At 62.3% G+C, this 19507-nt stretch carries 18 protein-coding genes; 8 read left to right on the top strand and 10 right to left on the bottom strand.

Going from position 1 to position 19507, the window contains the following annotated elements; genetic code table 11:
• Window positions 1–69: 69 nt before the first annotated feature.
• Window positions 70–1200: a CPBP family intramembrane glutamic endopeptidase gene (locus F0M17_RS12825; protein WP_073707993.1), complete on the bottom strand. Its 1131-nt coding sequence runs from the start codon at window positions 1198–1200 to the stop codon at window positions 70–72.
• 196 nt (window positions 1201–1396) lie between these two features.
• Here F0M17_RS12825 and F0M17_RS12820 point away from each other — a divergent pair, with 196 nt between their 5' ends.
• The 3 genes from F0M17_RS12820 to F0M17_RS12810 all read left to right on the top strand — a co-directional run bounded on the left by F0M17_RS12820 (window position 1397) and on the right by F0M17_RS12810 (window position 4861).
• Window positions 1397–2650, top strand: a complete 1254-nt coding sequence (locus F0M17_RS12820; protein ID WP_073708013.1) for a YibE/F family protein — start codon at window positions 1397–1399, stop codon at window positions 2648–2650.
• A 68-nt stretch (window positions 2651–2718) separates the two neighbouring features.
• Entirely contained in the window at window positions 2719–3723 is a 1005-nt protein-coding gene (locus F0M17_RS12815) for a metal ABC transporter solute-binding protein, Zn/Mn family (protein ID WP_168202020.1), read from the top strand.
• A gap of 109 nt (window positions 3724–3832) precedes the next feature.
• Complete coding sequence (locus F0M17_RS12810; protein WP_158024712.1) at window positions 3833–4861, top strand: CDP-glycerol glycerophosphotransferase family protein; 1029 nt, start codon at window positions 3833–3835, stop codon at window positions 4859–4861.
• Between the two features lie 9 nt (window positions 4862–4870).
• Here the strand turns inward: F0M17_RS12810 and F0M17_RS12805 are convergent, their stop codons facing one another.
• The 5 genes from F0M17_RS12805 to F0M17_RS12785 form a co-directional block, all read right to left on the bottom strand.
• The gene (locus tag F0M17_RS12805; protein WP_073707996.1) at window positions 4871–6361 is read right to left on the bottom strand and encodes a gamma-aminobutyraldehyde dehydrogenase; all 1491 of its coding nucleotides are present in this window, start codon (window positions 6359–6361) and stop codon (window positions 4871–4873) included.
• A gap of 20 nt (window positions 6362–6381) precedes the next feature.
• Window positions 6382–6750: a cupin domain-containing protein gene (locus F0M17_RS12800; RefSeq protein WP_149597221.1), complete on the bottom strand. Its 369-nt coding sequence runs from the start codon at window positions 6748–6750 to the stop codon at window positions 6382–6384.
• On the bottom strand, window positions 6750–8195 hold the full coding sequence (locus F0M17_RS12795) for an FAD-binding oxidoreductase (RefSeq protein ID WP_149597220.1): 1446 nt from the start codon (window positions 8193–8195) through the stop codon (window positions 6750–6752). The genes F0M17_RS12800 and F0M17_RS12795 overlap by 1 nt, the downstream gene beginning before the upstream one ends.
• Before the next feature lie 276 nt (window positions 8196–8471).
• Window positions 8472–8924, bottom strand: coding sequence for a hypothetical protein (locus F0M17_RS12790; protein ID WP_149597219.1), 453 nt, complete (start codon window positions 8922–8924; stop codon window positions 8472–8474).
• On the bottom strand, window positions 8908–10830 hold the full coding sequence (locus F0M17_RS12785) for a primary-amine oxidase (RefSeq protein WP_149597218.1): 1923 nt from the start codon (window positions 10828–10830) through the stop codon (window positions 8908–8910). Before F0M17_RS12785 ends, F0M17_RS12790 begins: the two co-directional genes overlap by 17 nt.
• Window positions 10831–10972: 142 nt before the next feature.
• Here F0M17_RS12785 and F0M17_RS12780 point away from each other — a divergent pair, with 142 nt between their 5' ends.
• From F0M17_RS12780 to F0M17_RS12765, 4 genes are all read left to right on the top strand, one after another.
• Window positions 10973–11554 carry a TetR/AcrR family transcriptional regulator gene (locus F0M17_RS12780; RefSeq protein ID WP_210416645.1) on the top strand — a complete coding sequence of 194 codons (582 nt, stop codon included), beginning with the start codon at window positions 10973–10975 and terminating at the stop codon, window positions 11552–11554.
• A 105-nt stretch (window positions 11555–11659) separates the two neighbouring features.
• On the top strand, window positions 11660–12583 hold the full coding sequence (locus tag F0M17_RS12775; protein ID WP_038990270.1) for a helix-turn-helix domain-containing protein: 924 nt from the start codon (window positions 11660–11662) through the stop codon (window positions 12581–12583).
• Window positions 12584–12691: 108 nt separating this feature from the next.
• The gene (locus F0M17_RS12770) at window positions 12692–14122 is read left to right on the top strand and encodes an APC family permease (protein ID WP_149597217.1); all 1431 of its coding nucleotides are present in this window, start codon (window positions 12692–12694) and stop codon (window positions 14120–14122) included.
• A 25-nt stretch (window positions 14123–14147) separates the two neighbouring features.
• A complete protein-coding gene (locus F0M17_RS12765; RefSeq protein WP_149597216.1) occupies window positions 14148–15560 on the top strand; it encodes an aldehyde dehydrogenase family protein in 1413 nt (470 codons plus the stop codon).
• Window positions 15561–15634: 74 nt separating this feature from the next.
• On the opposite strand, the gene arr is transcribed toward F0M17_RS12765, so the two are convergent.
• On the bottom strand, window positions 15635–16045 hold the full coding sequence (arr, locus tag F0M17_RS12760; RefSeq protein ID WP_073708002.1) for an NAD(+)--rifampin ADP-ribosyltransferase: 411 nt from the start codon (window positions 16043–16045) through the stop codon (window positions 15635–15637).
• A 141-nt stretch (window positions 16046–16186) separates the two neighbouring features.
• On the opposite strand from arr, the gene F0M17_RS12755 reads away from it, so the two are divergent.
• Complete coding sequence (locus F0M17_RS12755) at window positions 16187–17002, top strand: shikimate 5-dehydrogenase (RefSeq protein ID WP_066141203.1); 816 nt, start codon at window positions 16187–16189, stop codon at window positions 17000–17002.
• A gap of 92 nt (window positions 17003–17094) precedes the next feature.
• Here the strand turns inward: F0M17_RS12755 and F0M17_RS12750 are convergent, their stop codons facing one another.
• The 3 genes from F0M17_RS12750 to F0M17_RS12740 all read right to left on the bottom strand — a co-directional run bounded on the left by F0M17_RS12750 (window position 17095) and on the right by F0M17_RS12740 (window position 19498).
• On the bottom strand, window positions 17095–17571 hold the full coding sequence (locus F0M17_RS12750) for an HtaA domain-containing protein (RefSeq protein ID WP_149597215.1): 477 nt from the start codon (window positions 17569–17571) through the stop codon (window positions 17095–17097).
• Between the two features lie 92 nt (window positions 17572–17663).
• A complete protein-coding gene (locus tag F0M17_RS12745; RefSeq protein ID WP_149597214.1) occupies window positions 17664–18101 on the bottom strand; it encodes a hypothetical protein in 438 nt (145 codons plus the stop codon).
• A gap of 38 nt (window positions 18102–18139) precedes the next feature.
• Window positions 18140–19498 carry an FAD-binding oxidoreductase gene (locus tag F0M17_RS12740; protein ID WP_149597213.1) on the bottom strand — a complete coding sequence of 453 codons (1359 nt, stop codon included), beginning with the start codon at window positions 19496–19498 and terminating at the stop codon, window positions 18140–18142.
• Between the last annotated feature and the right edge of the window lie 9 nt (window positions 19499–19507).

Below are 19507 nucleotides of genomic sequence, written 5' to 3'. Positions count from 1 at the left end.
TGCAGTAAACGAAACGATCCGCACAGGAGCTCCTGTGCGGATCGTTTTTGCGCTTGAGCCGCGTGAATCCTAGCGGTCCGACGGGTCGGGTGCCCGCGGCGCTGGTGGGGAATCCACCGGCGGATTGCCGGCGTGTGGCTGCTGCTCTGGCTGATATGCCGGAGGAGCCCAGTATGGCTGGTTAGGGCGAAGCGGTGGCTGGTTCATTTGCCAAGGTTGCAGCAACGGCCGGCGGTCTGCAACCGGGATTGGGCCCGCCGTACGAGCGATGCCCTGCCTATCGGCAAGCTTCACCAGCATGAAGGTCAACAGGGCCATGAAGCACACCGAGAAGACTAATGAAACCGGGTTGGATTCCGTGGCGTTCAGATCGACAAGGCCGACTGCGCCGAGCAGGAACAAGAACGTGTTGTTGATGATGTGCATGGCCATCGCCGCTTCCAGGCCGCCGGTGCGCCACGTCAGATAGCCTGCCGCGATAGCGAAGGCTGCCACATCGAGAAGCCCCCAGATATCGTAGAGGTGGCCGATGGTGAACAGCGGCACCGGTAGCAGAATGGCGAACAAGGGATGCTTCAGCCAGCTGCCGATGACCTGCATGAACGCACCGCGGAAGACGAGCTCTTCGGCTGCGCACTGGAACGGTGTCAAGAGGATAACCAGCAGCGCATAGAACAGCGGATCCGTGGGCAGGCTGCTGGCAGGAACCGGCTCGGACGCGCCAATTCCCACTGCGCCCAGCCCGAAATTCACCCCGAAATACAAGGCGAACAAAACGGCGCTGGCAGCCAACGCCAGGCCGAACCATCGCCAGCGCAATTTGCCGGTGACCGAAATCAACTGGCCGACAGGCTTCGGTCCGATAAGCAAATAAGCGAAAAAGACCGCAGGGATCATGATGATCAATGAGGCCATGGTCATCGAGAAGTCCGTCGCCGAAGCCATATTCAGCATTGGATCCATGAGGAATTGGTCGGGGGCCTCTTCCGGATTATCGGCAGCCCACGTCATCGGGTTCATGAGCAGTGCGGCGAACATCGCCAGCATTGCAATGAGCAAAGCTGCGAGGTAGAAGCCAATGCCGACGCCGGAGAACGCCAGCGGACGCCACCAGCGATAGTTCGCACTGCGTCTCATCAGGCGATGGAACGGATAGCTCATTTCACCTTCGGCGCCCTGCGGCGCGGGTGGCAAATTCATTGGCAAGCTCATGGCTCAATTCTCCCGTTCCGCGATGCTGGAAAGCATGAACCTTGCGGAGGATTTATCGCGTCATCCTTTTGAGCGTCCACGAACAGCGCGGGAAGACGCGGACTGCGTCCATATGAAACTCCCAGGGGCAAGCTCTTAGACTTGGTACGGACGATTCGCCTTTATTGATTTGGAGCAGCGCCACGTGGGCCATCATCACCATGACGAACCGATTTTGCAGGATCCCAAGCGCCGGCGGCGTGCCTCGATCATCCTTTGGGCTCTGCTTGCGCCCATAGGTGCTTTGGCCATGGTCATGGTCATCCTGTTGTGGCCGCAAGGCAACTACGACAAGTTCGCCCTCAACGGAGCCATGGATACTACCGGCGGAGCGACGATGGAAGTTGGCACAGTTACGCGCAGCGCCATCCAGGATTGCCCTTCGTCCCAAGGATTGGAAGAAGTAGGCGGCAAGGTGCTCGAATGCCAGGTCACCTATGTGATGCCTGAATCCGGTGGCGCTGAAATCCAGTTGGAGATCCCGCCGGAAATGCTGCAATCACGGGATGCGCGCGCGGGCGACAGCATCCGCTACCTAGATCTTTCCGCGGTCGACACCACCAGCGGAAGCCCGTACGTGTTCGTTGACTTCGTGCGCACGTTGCCCATGGCACTGCTGGCCATCGCCTATGGCGTGGTGGTGGTGCTCGTCGCCGGTTGGCGCGGCACCCGGGCCATGATCGGCCTGATCGGCGGCATCGCCTTCATGATCGTCTTCATGGTTCCGGCCTTGCTCGAAGGCGGCAATCCGGTCTTGGTGGGACTCACAGGCTCTACCGCCATCATGTTCGTCGCGCTGTATTTCGCCCATGGACTGAACGCGAAGACATCCACAGCGCTGCTGGGAACGCTCTTCGGTCTTGCGGTGACTGCAGGGATGGTGCTCTGGCTGACCGATGCGGCCGCGTTGACCGGGGCCAATGATGAATCGGCAATCACCTTGTCGACGGTGGCCCCGCAAATATCCTTGCCCGGCTTGCTGATCTGCGGTGTCCTGGTCGGCGGCATGGGTGTGCTCAATGACGTGACGATCACCCAATCGGCCACCGTGTGGGAACTGGCAGAGAGCACGCCGAAGTCCTCGGCCAGGGAATTGTTCTTCCGCGGAATGCGCATCGGCCGCGACCATATCGCTTCGACCGTTTACACCATTGCTTTCGCCTATGCTGGTGCGGCCCTGCCAGTCCTGGCTATTGCCGCATTGAGCAACCAGAGTTTCGGGGTCACCCTGGGCTCCGGCGCCATGGCCGAAGAGGTCATCCGCATTCTGATCGGCTCCATTGGATTGGTCCTGGCAATTCCGGTAACGACCGCAATTGCGGTCATGGTCGTGAAGGCGACCGGCACCGGCGGGGCCCACGGCAAACGCTCCTTGCAACGCGTGGGTTCCGACGCCTAGGTGCGAACCATTCTCATATGTAATGTAGAATAGTTCTCAATAGCGATCCGATTTAGATGGAGACACCCATGAAGAACCACCGCTCGCTGCTCGCAGCAGCTGTAGCCCTGCCTGCTGCTGGACTGATCCTCGCCGGATGCGGTAGCAGCACGGCCAGCGAATCAACGGAAGCGGATTCTGCTGCGATCAGCGTAGTGGCCACGACGAACGTCTACGGACAGATCGCCCGTGCCATTGGCGGAGAGAGCGTGGAGGTCAGCGAGATCATCACTTCGGCCGCACAGGATCCGCATTCCTACGAGCCAACAGCCCGAGATAAGCTGGCGATCTCCAATGCCACGCTGGTGCTGGCCAATGGCGGAGGATATGACCAGTTCATGGACTCCCTGGTTTCCTCGATTCCAGAAGGCAAGGCTGGCGAGATCACGCTCGTGCACGCAGTGGATTCCTCGCCGGTAGCTGAGGAATCGGAAGCAGCCGGGCATGAGGGCGAAAGCGCTGAAGAGCATGCGCAGCACGCCGAAGAGGATTCGCATGAAGGCCACGACCACTCGGCCTACAACGAGCACATCTGGTATGACCTGGAATCCATGGGCGACCTGGCTGATGCGCTGGCTGAATCCTTCGGAAAGGCCGATAGCGCCAACGCCGAGCAGTACCAGCAGAATGCGGCTTCCTTCAACGAAGGAATCGACAAGCTGGAGCAACAGCTCGAAACCGCGAAGCTGGATGGCAAGAGCTTCGTGATGACCGAGCCGGTACCATTCCACCTGCTGCATGCTGCAGGCATGGAAGATGCCACCCCGGAAGGGCTGAGTGAAGCCATTGAAGAGGGCGAAGGCATTGCACCGATAACCATGAAGAAGGCCGAAGACCTGCTTTCCGCAGGCGATGCCGACATGCTGGCCTATAACGTGCAGACTGAAGGCAGTGAAACCAAGGCGCTGAAGAAGAGCGCAGAGCTGGGGCAGATCCCCGTGGTTGACTTTGCAGAAACCATCCAGGATGACTCCAGCTACCTTGAATGGATGGAATCCAACATTTCCGACTTGGCTTCCGCGATCAACGGCTAAACCTACGTAGACTAAATGCATGGCATTGTTCTCTTCCCAGATAACTCAAGCGACAGGCAAAGCACGCTCCCTCCTCGCGGAGCGGTCTGTCCGAGCAGAAATCGCCCACTTGGACCGGGGAATCGAACAAGCCGACCATGTGCTGTTCTTCGCCGAAGGCCCCGGCCAGTTCTACCAGCTCGGAGTCTGGCTGGGGACCTTCGAGCGGTTGGCTGCCCAGGGCCTGAGCATCGGAGTGGTGCTCATGGATGCCCTGAGCGCACGCCATGCGCTGGAAGCGACGACTCTGCCGATCATGTTCTCGCGTTCCATGGAACAGATCGAGAACAACCTGCGCGAGTGGGATGCCAAATCCATCAACTACGTGAATAACGCCCAGCGGAACTTCACGATGCTGCGTTTCAATGGGCCAGCGCACATTCACCTGAACCACGGTGAAAGTGAAAAGACGTCGATGGTCTCCAACCAGCTCAAGGCCTACGACTTCGCCTGCGTGGCCGGTGCCGCTGCGGTCGAGCGCATCACCGAAAGCATTGCCCGTTTCGACCCAACGCATCTGGTGCAGATCGGGCGCCCGCAGCTGGACAACCTGGAATGGCCCGAGCCATCCGAGAAGATCCGCGTGCTCTACGCGCCGACGTGGGAAGGCGATTCCCAGGCCATGGCCTACTCCTCGGTGGCGACCCTGGGGGAGCGGATTCTCGCCCAATTGAGCAACGATGAGCGCTTCGACGTGCGTTTCCGACCTCATCCGAAGACCGGAGATGTCTCCGCTGAAGCGAAGAAGGCAGTTCTGGGCCTGAAGAGCAATTATGCCGCCACGCTGGACCCGATCGGCGATGCGGCGCAGTCATTGGTGTGGGCGGACGTGGCCATCTGCGACACCTCGGCGATGGCCTATGACGCGGTAGCGCTGAACATCCCGCTGCTGCTGTCGGGGGATCCCGAAAGCAAGCTCCATGCCGGGCTGCCGTTGGACCAGCGGCTGGGCAACGCGAACGGCTTGGCCCAGCGGGTAGCCGACCTGGCCGCCTCGCCAGTGGCAGGGGCGCAAAAACAGCTGGCCCAGTACTTCTTTGCCACCACCGAACCAGGGGTGGCAACCAAGAAGCTGAACCAGCTGCTTTCCAGTCTCTAGTTTTCGCGCCTAGCGGTGCTTGAAGACCGTGTCCTGCCATTCACGGTGGGCAGCGGGATCATGGGAGATCATCACGTGCTTGACGTTGGTGTACTCATCGAAAGAATACTGGCTCATGTCCTTGCCCATGCCGGAAGCCTTGTAGCCTCCATGCGGCATGTCGGAAACGATCAGGATATGCTCGTTGATCCACACGCAGCCGGCCTGGATCTCGGCGCTGGCACGCATCGCCCGGTCCACGTTCTTGGTCCATGCGCTCGCCGCCAGCCCATACGGGGTATCGTTGGCCAGTTCGATGGCCTCATCGTCAGTGCTGAATGGCAGGGCCACCAGAACCGGTCCGAACACTTCCTGCTGCACGATCTCCGAATCCTGGGCAGCTCCAACCACCAAGGTGGGACGGTAGAAGAAGCCATCGCCCTCAAGCTGATGGCCGCCCGCCAGCACCTGAGCTCCTTGATCCTTGGCCCGCTGGACCATCGAGGAGACCTTCTGCAGGTGCTCCTGGCTGATCATCGAGCCCATGTCGGTTTCGGGGTCGGTGGGATCTCCCACCACCATGGCCTCCATCAGCTCGGCCACACGGCTGGTGAACCGCTCGAAAACCGAGGAATGCACGTAGGCGCGGGTGGCCGCGGTGCAATCCTGGCCTGAATTGATCGTCGAGCCGGCTACCGCACCGTGCGCGGCGGCTTCGATATCCGCATCATCGAAGACCACCAACGGTGCCTTCCCGCCGAGCTCCAGATGCACCCGGGTACCGCTCTCGGCGGCCATGGACATGATCTTCAGGCCCACCGCGGTGGAGCCGGTGAACGAGGTCATCTTCACCAGCTGGTGGCGCACCAATGGCGCACCGACGCTGGGACCGTCGCCAACCACAATATTGATCACCCCGTCCGGGAGCCCTGCATCCTTGGCAGCCCGGGCAAAGAGCACCGAGGTGCCCGGGGTCAGCTCGCTGGGCTTGAGCACAATCGTGTTGCCGGCGGCGATCGCGGGCAGGATCTTCCATGCAGCCATCTGCAACGGGTAGTTCCAGGGGCTGATCGAGCCGATCACGCCGATGGCTTCGCGGCGAATCATCGAGGTGGTGTTCCCGGCATAGTCCCCGGTGGCCAAGCCCTGCAGGTTGCGTGCGGCGCCAGCAAAGAAGTTCACGTTGTCGATGGAACCGGGCACATCGAACTGGGTGGACATGCGGATGCTCTTGCCGGTCTGCGCGGTCTCCACGGCGGCGATCTCATCAGCATGCTTCTCAAGTTCGCGGGCGAAGGCCAGCAGGTGGTCGGCACGCTCGCCCGGGGTGAGCTTGGACCAGGTTGTGAAGGCCTCGGCGGCCGCGTGCACCGCCTGGCCAACCTGTTCGAGGCTTGAGGTATCGACGTCCAGCAGCTTCTTCCCGGTGGCAGGGTTCACGCGTTCCAGCACCGGGCCGAGCCCGCGGACTTGCTGGCCGTTGATGAACTGGTGTCCGAGGGAACTATCGTAGTAGGCCATGTGGATTCTCCTAGGGATGCTCAGAGGGTGAAATAGAACTTGCGCAGGGTTTCGGTGACAGTCCACTGTGTTCTCATGCCAGCATGAAGCCTGGCAATGCTGCCCGGAACCAGCCGGAGTTCCTGGGCGCCGAAGCCGTCGGCTTCCAGGATCTGCACGGTGGCGAGGCCGGAAAGCACAGCGAAATATTCGTCGGATTCGATATCCCGCATGGCTCCGGCAGACATTTCCCAGATGCCGACTTCCGCATTCCCGAGGGTGCCCAGTTCCGCATAGCCTGTGGTCGCGGGTTCCTGTCCGTCAGCCCGCTGGTCTTCGCCGATCGGTTCGTGGCTCAGCTCCACGTCGCCGGCCTGGACGATACTGGCTCGAAGATCTTTGGACGGCATCAGGAATCGAACCCCATTCCGATCTTGTCCATCAGCTTCAAGAAGGCCGAGCGCTCGCCGTGATTGCGGTCGGCTTTGGCCAGCTGGCTGGTCATGAGTTTCACGCCCACCCATGCGGCAGGCTCGGGAGGGAAAGGGATCGGCTTGGTGCGCACTAGTTCCAATTCGGTCAGCTCCGTCTTCTTTCCCGAGAGCAGATCCAGCATGACCTTGGCACCGAACCGTGTGGCACCCACACCGAGGCCGGTGAAGCCTGCGCAGTAGGCGACCTTGCCGCCATAGGCCAGATCGAAGAACGAGAAGAATCGCGAGCAGGTATCGATGGCGCCACCCCATGCGTGGGAGAACTTCACATCCATCAGGTCCGGGAAGCTGCCGAAGAAATGCGCGGCCAGCTTTTCGAAGGTCCGCTGGTTGGTGTCGTAGCTGGAGCGCACCTTGCCGCCGAAATGGTAGACCGCGTCGTAGCCGCCGTAGAGAATGCGGAAGTTCCCCTCGGCATCGATGGTGGGGCGGGCATAGTGGAAGCGGTTATTCAGATCTGCAAGGCCCACCATGTCCGCCCAGCCGATGGCTGCGCGCTGCTGGGCTGTGAGCGGTTCGGTCATCAGCGCGTAATCGTAGACCGGGATGACGCGTGCGCGGTGGCGCTTGAGCAGCGAGGGGAAGACGTTGGTGGCCAGGGCTACGCGCTGGGTGGTGATTTGGCCGTCGGCGGTGAGCACCTGGACCTGCGTGCCGGTATTCTCCATCTCCAAAGCGTGGGTGTGCTCGTAGAATTCAACGCCCAGTTCGCGGCACACGCGGGCCAGTTCCCAGACGAGCTTGGCCGGGTGGATCAGCGCGGTGGAATGATTGTCGCGGGAGCCGGCCAAGAAATCCGGGGAGTTGATCAGCTGCTTGACCGCGTCGGCGTCCAGGTAGTCGACGCCCGGGGCTTCAGCTTCCTCGGCCACCCAAGCGATCTGATGCTGCTCGGTGGCCACGTTGATCGAGCCTTGGCGGATGAAGTCCACGTCCATGGCGTAGCGCTGCACCGTTGCTTCGAACTCGTCGAGGTTCTGCGCCCCGAGCTCGGCGAGCAGCTCGTTTTCTTCCGGCAGGTGGTTTGCGCCGTTTGCTTCGCCGTGGACCAGCGATGCTTCGCAGAAGCCGCCATTGCGCCCCGACGCGGCCCAGCCCAAGCGCTGGCCCTCGATCAGCACCACTTTGCGGGAAGGATCCCGTTCCTTGGCTTGCAGCGCGGTCCATAATCCGGTGTAGCCGCCGCCGATAACCAGCAGGTCGGTGGCGATTGACCCGTGCAGTGCCGGATGTGGAGTGGGACGCTGGCTATTGTCCAGCCAGTAGCTGGTGCGTTTGGCATCTGCCAGTGCCCGGGCGACCAAGGCGGGGGAGACTTCGGCTTCATGCCTGTCAAACGTCAATTCATTGTTGGTGGCCATTGGTACTTTCCTCGAAGATAGCTGATTCGGTGGACGCTATCGATGCAGGGGAACGACCAATGGTCCTTGAGGCTTTGCGGTCTGCTGGGCACCGAGGATGCCAGATGAGTGCCTGTCGGCGGTCAAGGCTATCCCTCTTCTCGGAAAAGTTGAACACAAATTGAATGTGATTCATTACTCATCTAAGCCCGTGCAACTCGGGGTTGTCAAGATCCGGAAGCAGGCAGAAACCCGGCCTTGAGAACAGCGGAGTGCTGCATTCAAGACCGGGTCTGGCTAGGCGGGAAGAGACGCGGGTTCTGAGCTATCCGGTTGATCGGCACTGCGTGGGACGCTGCCTGCGGTGTGGCGGCTGAGCCAAGCGGCGCCGAACATCAGGAGGAATTCGGCAGCCGCGATGCCCAGCATGATCGGCGCATGGTGCCCGTCATGCACCGCGTGCGCGCCGTGGTGGCCGGCGAACCATGGCATTCCGATCACCATCGCCACGTGCGAAGCGCCCATCAGTGCACTCATGGCCAGCAAGCTCATGGGTGAGCCGCCGCGCAGCACGCACCAGGAGCATTTGACGCACCAGAAGGTCATTGCCAGCAAGGCCAGGGTCCACCACAGCGTGTGCGGCAGCGCTGCCAGCACCAGCAGGTGGGCTGCCGCCAGGCATAGCGAGGCGATGCCGAGCGCGCGATGCCTGGCAGGGGCACTCGTCGTGAGCCTAGTCGCCGCTGCCACAGCAGCCGTCGGATTCCGTAGTGGCACAGCAGCCGTGCTGGACCGGGGCTGGAACGTCAAGCACAGGGGAGCGGTCGAAGAAACCTTCGGGGCGGATGGTGAATCCGACCTTGTCCACGGGCATCATTGGCCAGTCCTCGGTGCGCGGGAAGTGGGTCAGCGCGAACGTGTGCCACAGACTGATTTGCTCGCCATCGATGTTCTTGTCGTCCTCGATCCAGGAGCCGATGCCGTCAACGCCAGGGTTCTGGTTCACGAAGTCACCGGTGGGGTAGCGCTGGCCATCCTCGCGCTTGGTCACCCACAGCGCCTTGGAAGCGAATTCCGCGCGGCGGTGGATGGAGGATCCCTCGGCGGCCAGCAGGGTCGGGAGTCCCTGGGACATCAGCTTGTAGCCTACCGGCTTGCCCAGGTAGTTCTGCTTCTCGGGGTTGGTGACCACCCAGGTGCGCCCGGCCGTCGGGTTGTTGTCGCGCACCGCCTGCTTCTCGGTGGCCAGCACGGTGTGGCTGCGGGTAAAGGCGTTGCCGCGCGGATTCTCCTTGCTGATCGGCAGGCGGACTGCTTCTTCCTCGATGACGCGGCTCGGGCCGCCATCCAGCGCGAAGTCCAGGCGGGCGCCGAAGATGTGCTGGTGGAACGGCGCGGTCAGCCCCGGAGCCATCTCGGAGGAGAAACGCTCGTCGCCCATGGCCGAGGTGAAGACGATGCCGGTGGCCTTGGCCTCGAATTCGATGGTGCCATCCAGGTAGAGGTACCAGTAGAAGCCGTAGTCGTAGTTGCCCACGGTGGTGAAGAAGCTGATCACCAGGCGACGGTTGCGCCGGGTGTACTTCACTCCGGACCAGTCATCGGCATGCTTGGAGAGGATCGAGGCGTCCTCTTCATGCATGCAGATGCCGTTGGCGATCGTCTGCGCATTGCCATCGGCGTCGGTGACTACCGGGGAGATGTAGTGGATTTCGCCCAGGCAGTCGCAGCCGAACTCCAGGGAATTGGCCAGGCGCCCGATGAGGTATTCGCCGGTGTCGAAGTAGTTCTGCCAGCTGCGTACCGGGGACGGATCCCCGTAGGGCACGACCATTTCCGCGATGGAGGCGCGGTCCAGGATCCGGCGTTCCACGCCCTTGTCGTTGAAGGCGATGTTGTAGAGCACCAGGCCCTCGCGCATGTCGAAGCCGATGTCCAGCGACCATTTCTCCCACTCGACATGGTTGCCGGCGCTCACCGTGAAGCTCGCGCCTTCTGGCTGGGTGATCTCGATGGGCTTCTGGGTGGTGCGTAACGGGCCCGTGAGTTCCGGGTCGGTGTAGTTGCCGTGGGTTTCGGGCACCGGAACGATGCCCAGATCCAGCAGCTGGTCGATTTTCCCGGCGATGGTGTCGATGTAGACCACCAGTCCGTCAACCGGGTGGGCCCACGCGGAGTCTTCGGCGAAGTCCTGGCGGAAGGCCAGCCCGCGCAGGATGCGGCGCCCTGATTCCTGCGGGTACTCGTCGTCGTACACACCTGCGGACAGCGGGGCCACGCGCACCTGTTCTGGCTTCAGTCCGCGCTTGGCCAAAGCGGCCGCCCACTGCGGGTCGTCAATCAGGATGGACTCGACCTTTTCGAATTCCTCCAGCAGCACCGGCATCTGCCCCACCTTGGCCGGATCCAGATCGACGCTTGAGTGCACGCTCTGGGCGCCCAGGTCCAGGACGACATCCTTGGGGGAGTTGGCCAGCTTGTCCATGAGCATCACGCGGACAAAGCGGCCGGGGCGGTCGGCGCGCGGGTCTTCCAGGCCCATGTAGGCGATGCGGGTGTTCTCGGTGAACAGCTGGTTGCTGACCAGCAAGTCCTTGGCGGCGGCAACCTCTGCTTCGCTGAGCAGGGTGAAATCCGTGGCGGTGGTGGTTGGCATGAGACCGGCTCCTTTAGTGCTGAAATGTGATCTGCAGCATTTATTATTCTCTGGTTGTAGAGAATACGGGCGGACTCGCAAAGGCGCAAGCCTTTGGCGGAAATAAATGATTTATCGCTAATCTTGAGGCATGCCGAAAATCGTGGACCATGATCAGCGTCGCCGGGAGATCGTCGAGGTCACGTGGAGATTCATTGCCCGGGAGGGGATCGAGAAACTCAACCTGCGCGACCTGGCCGCGGCTGCCGGATATTCCAACGGCGCCTTCAAGCCCTACTTCCCAACCCGCGATGCGCTGCTGGTAGCGACCTTCCGCTATGTCGCCGAGGCGACCGACAAGCGCATTGCCCGCAAGTGCCAGGGGCAAACGGGAATCGCGGCCATCGAGGCATTTGCACGGGAAGTGCTTCCGCTCGATGAGCTGCGGCGAAATGAAGCGCGCATCGCGGTGCACTTCTGGCATCTGGCCCTCGGGGATCGGGCGCTGGCGGCGGTCAATGCGGGAACCATGGACCGCTGGCGCACGCTGGTTGACCAATGGCTTGAGCAGCTCCTCGGCCCCGACCACCCCACGGCACCCGTGGCGCGCGACTCGATGATCAATTTCCTGATGGGCGCGCAAACCAGCAGCGTGCTCGACGAAGCAGTCAATACCGCCGACGCGCTCGAAGCGCAGCTGCAGTACCGCCTGGAGGCCTTGCGCAGCCTGCGCGCAGCGGAGTAGCTGGATATTCTCCGCACGACGAAAAAAGTGACTTTTCGGCGCGCTCGGCGTACTCTCATTCGTGATGCCCGACACAGTTCCTTGGGCTTCGATGGGGAGGCAGGCATGTATCAACTTCAGCACGTCGATTCGTTCACCGCGTGGTCGCGGCTCATTTCCGACGCCTTCGTGAAGCTGCGCAGCGAGCAGATTTCCAGCGGACATTTCACCGCTACGCTGGGTGCCAACATGCTCGGAGAGATCGGCTTGATGCGCATCCATGCCAAACCCCACGCGGTGAAGCGAACCGAGGACCTGAGCGCCAGCGGCGACGGGGATTTCTACAAGATCTCCTACCAGCTCGATGGCTATGGGCTGCTGATCCAAGATGGCCGCGAAACCTTGCTGGCACCCGGGGACCTGGCGATCTACGATACCCAGCGCCCGTACACTCTGGCCTTCGAGAAACCTGCATCGGTGCTGGTCACCTTGGTTCCGCATGATCTTTTCCGCTTGTCGCAGCAGCAGGTCGGCCAGCTGACCGCGGTTGCGCTCAAGGAATCGCACCCGTTGTCGGGGACCGTCGCACCGCTGCTGCGCCACCTCGGATCCAACCTTTCCCAGTGGGATGAATTCGGCGGCTACCAGCTGGCCCGCAACACCGTGGATCTGCTGGCCACCGCACTGGGCGGCGCGCTCGGCGCCGAATGCCATGGGGACGCCAAGTTGCGCCAACGCGAATTGGTCACCGGCTACATCAACGCGCACCTGGACGACGCCGATTTGGGACCGGCCCGCATCGCGGCCGCCCACTTCATGTCCGTACGCAGCCTGCATGCGCTGTTCGAGCACCAGCCGCTCAGCGTCGCCGCGCTGATCCGCCATCTCAGAATGCGCGAAGCAGCGCGCCTGCTGCGCGACCCGCTCATGGCCGACCTGCCAGTGCAGGCCATCGGATCCCGGGTGGGAATTGCCGATGCCGCGGGCTTCAGCCGCATGTTCTCCAAAGAATTCGGTTCAACCCCGGGCAAATACCGCGACGCCGCCTGAGACGCAGCGGAAGTGCACGCGGTGCCAATGGTCCTGCGCTCAATGCCAACGAAAAGTTCGAGGACTCCGGGATGCTGATATCCAAGAACTCGGATAATGGGGGATCGAATGGGACTCGAACAACGCACGCTCACGGTGCCGGCTCTGGTCGTGATGATCATTGCCGCCAGCGCACCGCTCACCGCCGTGGCTGGCGGCGTGACGACCAACTACGCGGTGACCGGCATGGAATCGGTGCCGCTGTCCTTCCTCATCATCGGTGCCATACTGCTGGTCTTCAGCATCGGCTACACCGCGATGAGCCGCTACATACCGAATGCCGGAGCGTTCTACGCCTACATTGCCCAAGGCCTGGGCGGAGCAGCGGGCGTCGGCGCCGCGATGGTCGCGCTGCTCAGCTACAACCTCATGCAGATCGGCATCTACGGAATGTTCGGGTTCGCCGCCGCATCCTTCGCCAACGCCTCCTTCGGCACCGCCATCCCGTGGTGGGCCATGGCGCTGGTGGCCTGGGCAGTGGTCGGCTTCCTCGGCATGAACCGGGTCGACTTCTCGGTCAAGGTGCTGGGCATCGTCGTCGCCGCTGAATTCCTCGTCGTCATCATCTACAACATCATGGCCTTCGCCTTCGCACCCGAGGCGCCGCAGCCGGCCGCATCCTTCAACGTGGCCGACGCTGTGGCGCCGGGAATGGGCGCGGTCATGGCCTTCACCATCGCCGCATTCATGGGCTTCGAATCCGGAACCATCTACAACGAAGAGGTGAAGGATCCTGTCCGCACTGCCCGGCGTGCCACGATGATCGCGGTCGTCATCATCGCCTGTTTCTACGCGTTCTCGGCCTTCGCCGTAGCCGTCGGCGAAGGTGCCTCGAACGTCATCGGCGCTTCGGCGGAACTCGGACCTGACCTGATCTTCGCTTTCTTCGGCGCCAACGCCCCAGCATGGTTCGTCGATTTGGCCAACATCCTGTTCATCACCAGTTTGTTCGCCGCGCTGCTGGCCTTCCACAACGTCATTGCCCGCTACTTCTACGCCATGGGCCGCGGCGGGGCCCTGCCGAAGTTCCTTGCCATCACCTCGCGCACCACCCACGCGCCGGTGGCCGGCTCGCTGGCGCAGTCAACCCTCGGCCTGGTTGTCATCGCCATCTTCGCGGTGATCTCGCAAGGCAAGGACCCGATGTACGTCGTGTTCACGATGTTCACCTGGATGACCAACTCGGCGGCCTATGGCCTGGTGCTGCTGATGGCGCTGACCTCCTTTGCCGTCATCGGATACTTCAAGCGCAAGCAATCCTCTGAATCCCTGGCCACCCGGGTGATCGCCCCGCTCGTCTCCGGCATTGCGCTGGCCTACGTCTTCGCGCAAATCGTCATCAACTTCGACATCTTGCTTGGCATGGAAGAACCGGGAATGCTCGGTTATGTCCTGCAAGGCATCGTGATCCTGCCCGGCGTCATCGCCTGGGTACTGGCACTGGTCGTCCGCTCGTCGACACGGCGTGCGCCCATGGCCGATGAACTTCCCGTCAGCTAACCACCTAGAACCAAGGAGCTCAAAGATGGCTTACGCAAACGCCCAAGAACTGCTGGACGCGATCCAGCCGGCAACCGGTGGCACCGAAATCCTGGACCCGGCAACCGGTGAACTGGTTGGCCGTGTCGCCGAGCAAAGCGCCGCGGACCTCGACGCCGCGGTCGCCGCGGCAAAGGCCGCCCAACCGGCATGGGATGCCCTGGGCCATGAGGAGCGCAAGCGCCTGCTGAACGCCGCGGCCGACAATATCGAAGCCAATGCCGAGGCACTGGCCGAACTGCTCTCCCGCGAGCAGGGCAAGCCGCTGAACGGCCCGAACGCCCGCTTCGAGGTCGGCGGAGCGGCCGCCTGGCTGCGCGCCGCCACCGCCTATGAGGTCGAGCCGGAAGTCGTTGTGGACGACGGCGAAACCTACGCCGCCAAGCACTACCGCGCACTGGGCGTCGTCGGCGCCATCGGCCCGTGGAACTGGCCAATGATGATCTCCATCTGGCAGCTGGCCCCGAGCCTGCGCATGGGCAACACCGTGGTGATGAAGCCCAGCGAATACACCCCGCTCTCGGTCCTCGCGCTGGTCCATGTGCTCAACGAAGTGCTGCCGGCCGACGTGCTGAACATCGTCGCCGGCGGACGCGAGGTTGGCGAGAAGCTCTCGGGGCATCCGGACATCGCCAAGATCATGTTCACCGGTTCCACTCCTACCGGCAAGGCCATCATCCGCTCCTCGGCCGATACCGTGAAGCGCCTGACCATGGAACTGGGCGGCAACGACGCCGGCATCGTGCTGGAAGACGCCGACCCGCAGGCCATTGCCGAAGACCTGTTCTGGGGTGCCTTCATCAACACCGGCCAGACCTGCGCTGCGCTCAAGCGCCTGTACGTGCCGGAATCGATCTACGATGCGGTTTGCGACGCGCTGGCCAATGTGGCCGCGAAGATGCCGATGGGTGTGGGCCTCGATGAGAACAACGTCCTCGGCCCGCTGCAGAACAAGGCCCAGTACGACATCGTTGCTTCACTGGTCAAGGACGCCGTGGATTCCGGGGCGAAGGTGCTGCTCGGTGCCAACCCGGACGAGAACGCCTCCGGCTACTTCTACCCGACCACGCTGATTGCCGACATCGACCCGTCCAACCGCCTCGTGGTCGAGGAGCAGTTCGGCCCGGCCCTGCCGATCATCAAGGTCAAGGACACCGCCGAAGCGATCAAGCATGCCAACGCCCTGGAAGTAGGCCTCGGCGCCTCGGTGTGGAGCAGCAACCGCGAGCAGGCACTGGAAGTTGCCGCGCAGATCCAGGCGGGCACCGTGTGGATCAACTCCCACGGCACCATTGATCCGCGTATTCCGTTTGGCGGCGCCAAGCAGTCCGGCTATGGCCTGGAATTCGGCCTGGACGGCTTGAAGTCGCTGGCCCAGCCGCAGATCATCAAGGGCTGATATAGGCCAGCCGATCCAACGTCCATGGGCGGTGCCCGGTGCCGATCAGGCATCGGGCACCGCCCATGCAGGGGCTAATTGATGATCTCGGCTGTTGGATCATTCGTGAGCCGTGCGATGCGTTCACGCCAGTCCTGCAACGCTTCGGGCGACAAGCGTGTCCAGCCATGGACCTCACGGATGACACGGACCGGATGCGCACTGCGGTAGGACCGGGTGGGATTGCCCGGAAATTTCTTATCCGTGACATTCGGGTCATTTTCAAATGGCCCGGTCGGCTCCACCTCATACACGTGCGCAGTGCCGTCCAATGCAGCGATTTCGGCTGCCAATCCTGCGCCATCGGCTAATGCGGTGAAGTAGATGTGGTTCATGATGACTTCGGGCCGATAGTTCGAGGGGAAACCGGGAGATAGCAGATCCCCGGGGCGCAATGCTGCCTTGGTGCCGTGGAAAAAAGGTCCTTGGTCAAGATCCTGGATCATGCGCACTGAGCTTAGCCGATGCACTGGCAGAGCGAAAGAGCAACCCAAGCGTGCCCTGATTGCCGTTGCGGCTTTGCGGGATGCACCAGTCAGTGCACGTATATTGGAGGTGAACCGGCCACCACCACTGGAGATCCCCGCGTGCCCATTTTGAACAAAGACATGTCCCTCTGCATTTCGCTCTCCGGGCGTCCATCGAATATCGGGACGCGTTTCCACAACTACCTGTATGACGAGCTCGGCCTGAACTTCATCTACAAGGCCTTCTCCACCGAGGACCTGCCAGGAGCAATCGCCGGGGTACGTGCCCTGGGCATTCGCGGCTGCTCGGTCTCGATGCCGTTCAAGGAGGAAGTCATGGAACTGGTAGACGAAATCGAGCCTTCTGCAGCTGCCATCGATTCGGTCAACACGATTGTGAATCACGATGGCCGGCTCGTGGCATCGAATACCGACTTCGAAGCGATCGCCGCCCTGATTGACCGCCATGGATTGAATGCGCGCAGCAGCGTCCTGGTGCGCGGTTCCGGCGGCATGGCCAAGGCAGTGGTTGCCGCTTTCCGCGAGGCCGGATTCAGCGACGTGACGGTGCTGGCACGCAATGCGCACGCAGGCAAAGCGCTGGCCGACAAGTACGGCTACCGCCACGCCTCGGCAGATCCAGTTCCAGGCCACCAGATCCTGGTCAACGTCACTCCATTGGGCATGGATGGGGAGAATGCCGAAACGCTGTCGTTCACCGCTGAGCATATTGCTTCGGCACAAAGCATCTTCGACGTGGTCGCCTTCCCCAGCGAAACGCCGCTGATACGTAACGCACGAGACGCTGGCAAGCAGGTCATCACCGGAGCCGAGGTCATCGCGCTGCAAGCCGCGGCGCAGTTCGAGAAGTACACCGGGCACCCGCTGACCGAAGAACAAGTTATGCGCGCGTCGGAGTTCTCGCGCGAATCCTGAATCAGGGGGTGACCAGCCACTTGGCTGGCGCGGCAACCTAACACAGTGAAGGCCCGGCACTTGCGCGCCGGGCCTTCACTGCTGGTCAGCTGCTAACCGCGCAGCACAACCTCAACTTCTTCCATCTGCTGTCCGGCAGGATATTGGCCGTTGAACAGCTTCGAGCCAGCCTCGGTGAGCACCGCCGAGAAACGGGTCTTGACCAAGCCAAAAGCGTTCGAAACGCTGGTTTCGGTAAGCTCGGCAATGGCTACGCGCTCGCCGGCCTCGTCAATGGTGAGGGTGATGCGGTCATCGTGGTTCACGATGCGCGGCTCAATGAGATCCAGCTTCATTATGCCTCCGTGCCCGGAGAAGGAAACACGGCCGTTGAACCAGATTTCATTCTCCGGAACCTCGGTAGCGGGGGAGACTGGGAACGCCAACGCGTTGCCTGCCTGCCACACCCCGTTGGCGGCCTCGATGCGTCCGTCGGCGAGGGAAGAAATGTAGCTCACGAACGAAGCCTTCAGGCCCCATTCAAGATGCGGCTGGAACGGATCGCCTGCTGGCGCGCCACTTCCGATCATGGTCTTTTCCCTCCACAGGATACTGGCGTGAATAAATGCTGTGGCCAGTATTTCACACTGAAGTCAGATCCGGGTTCGCAGTTCTCTGCCAGCTAATCCTTCGTCATCTTGGGCTCGACGAGCGGGCGGTATTCGGCCTGCATGGAGATCTGGGCGTCCTTGTAGCTGGTGCCATCGGGGAGGGTGATGTCCGCAGTGGCCCACGACCCGTTCCAGTACTTGATATCTAGCTCGGTCGGCGAGTATTCCTTGTGGATGTTCGCTTCGAGATTGCTCATCGCGGTGCTGTAGCCGGTGATCCCCAAGACCAGGAAGACGGCTGTCGCGACTGCTGCAAGTCCGGCTGAAATGAACTCGGTGCGGATGGACGAGCGCCGGGCATAGGTCTGCTCCCCGTCACGCAGGCCGGCGAACGCCCTGCGGCGGATCAGCGCGTGAACAGCCAAGGGTACCGCGATCAGCAGGAGGACCACGGACAGCGCCACGGACATGAGCGGAAGGCCGAAGGCTACTGGTAGATACTCATCCATGTACTTACCCTACCCACGTCAGCGCCTGACTTCCAGAGTCAGATCGCCTTCCCCGGGTTCAAGATGCCCTGCGGATCGAACACCGCGCGCAGCCGCCGTTGCAATGCCAGCGAGGTCTCGCCCAGCTCCTCGGCCAGCCAATCCTGCTTGAGCAGGCCGATGCCGTGCTCGCCGGTCAGCGTGCCGCCCAGCAACTGGGCAAGGTGGAACATGTCGCCCAGCGCGGCTTTCGGCGCGCCACTGGTGATCGACTGTCCTTCGGGCACCACGATGATCGGATGCAGGTTGCCGTCGGCGGCATGGGCAATGGTGAAGATCGAAACTCCGCGCTCGTCCTCGATGCGCTGCAGGCCGGCGAACGCCTCGGCCAAGCGGTGCCGCGGCACGCCGATATCGCAGATCGAGGCGGTGCCCAGCAGCTCCATGCTCGGGATGGCCTGGCGCCTCGCTTCGATGAGCGCCTGGGCTTGTGCCTCATCGCGGGCAATCTCGATATGCCCGGCCAGCGGGGCAATCGCCTCCTGCAGCGCCTGCATTTCCAGGTGCGCGCCGTAGCCATCGGTCTGCGCGAGCAGCAAGGCGCCGCCGAGCGACTGGTGATCCGTTCCCAGCGCCGCATCCACCGCCTTCAAGGTCTTGCCGCACATCAGCTCCAGCACCGAGGGAGTCAGCCGTTCGGCGATCACCGCCGAGGCGGCCTTTGCCGCGGCATTTTCATCGGGGAAATAGGCGACCAGGGTGGAGGTGTGCTTGGGCTTGGGACGCAGCCGCAGCAGCGCCTCGACCACGATGCCCAGCGTGCCTTCCGAACCGATCATCAGCGCATTCATGTCGTAGCCGGCCACGCCCTTGATGGTCCGCCGCCCGGTGCGCAGCAGCTGCCCGTCGGGCAGCACCACCAGCAAGCTGAGCACCGACTCGCGGGTCACCCCGTACTTGGCGCACCACATGCCCCCGGCGTTGGTGGCGATATTCCCGCCGATGGAGCAGATCGCGGTGCTGGCCGGATCTGGTGCATAGAACAGCCCATGCTCGCCGGCCGCATGGTTCACCGCCGCATTGATCACCCCGGGCTGAACCACTGCGGTGGCTTCCACCGGATCAATCTGAAGGATCTTGTCCATCCGGGACAGATCGAGCACGATCTGCCCAGCCTGCGCGCTGGAACCTGCCGCCAGCCCGGTACCTGCCCCGCGCGGCACGATTATGGCCCCATGCTCATGGGCGAGCTTCATCGCGAGCACCACATCGTCGATGTCCTGCGCGAAGATCACCCCGTCGGCATAGGTTTCGGGCACATAGCCCGAGCGGTCCACGCTGGCCTGCCTGCGATCCTGCTCATCGATCGAGGCCCGGGGATGGGCGTCAAGCACGGGACTCGTTGCGAGGGTGGTCATCTCGATCTC

The organism is Glutamicibacter sp. ZJUTW (assembly GCF_008370855.1).
GTDB lineage: Bacteria > Actinomycetota > Actinomycetes > Actinomycetales > Micrococcaceae > Glutamicibacter > Glutamicibacter nicotianae.
The sequence above is the reverse complement of the archived record's forward strand: the minus strand, read 5'-3'. Positions and strand labels throughout refer to the sequence as shown.

Excerpts from the sequence above, each read along its gene's own strand:
- F0M17_RS12770 (WP_149597217.1), top strand. The coding sequence starts at position 12,692 with ATGGGACTCGAACAACGCACGCTCACGGTGCCGGCTCTGGTCGTGATG.
- F0M17_RS12740 (WP_149597213.1), bottom strand. The coding sequence starts at position 19,498 with ATGACCACCCTCGCAACGAGTCCCGTGCTTGACGCCCATCCCCGGGCC.
- F0M17_RS12775 (WP_038990270.1), top strand. The coding sequence starts at position 11,660 with ATGTATCAACTTCAGCACGTCGATTCGTTCACCGCGTGGTCGCGGCTC.
- F0M17_RS12795 (WP_149597220.1), bottom strand. The coding sequence starts at position 8,195 with ATGGCCACCAACAATGAATTGACGTTTGACAGGCATGAAGCCGAAGTC.
- F0M17_RS12750 (WP_149597215.1), bottom strand. The coding sequence starts at position 17,571 with ATGATCGGAAGTGGCGCGCCAGCAGGCGATCCGTTCCAGCCGCATCTT.
- F0M17_RS12825 (WP_073707993.1), bottom strand. The coding sequence starts at position 1,200 with ATGAATTTGCCACCCGCGCCGCAGGGCGCCGAAGGTGAAATGAGCTAT.
- F0M17_RS12745 (WP_149597214.1), bottom strand. The coding sequence starts at position 18,101 with ATGGATGAGTATCTACCAGTAGCCTTCGGCCTTCCGCTCATGTCCGTG.
- F0M17_RS12785 (WP_149597218.1), bottom strand. The coding sequence starts at position 10,830 with ATGCCAACCACCACCGCCACGGATTTCACCCTGCTCAGCGAAGCAGAG.
- arr (WP_073708002.1), bottom strand. The coding sequence starts at position 16,045 with ATGATCCAGGATCTTGACCAAGGACCTTTTTTCCACGGCACCAAGGCA.
- F0M17_RS12765 (WP_149597216.1), top strand. The coding sequence starts at position 14,148 with ATGGCTTACGCAAACGCCCAAGAACTGCTGGACGCGATCCAGCCGGCA.
- F0M17_RS12815 (WP_168202020.1), top strand. The coding sequence starts at position 2,719 with ATGAAGAACCACCGCTCGCTGCTCGCAGCAGCTGTAGCCCTGCCTGCT.
- F0M17_RS12805 (WP_073707996.1), bottom strand. The coding sequence starts at position 6,361 with ATGGCCTACTACGATAGTTCCCTCGGACACCAGTTCATCAACGGCCAG.
- F0M17_RS12800 (WP_149597221.1), bottom strand. The coding sequence starts at position 6,750 with ATGCCGTCCAAAGATCTTCGAGCCAGTATCGTCCAGGCCGGCGACGTG.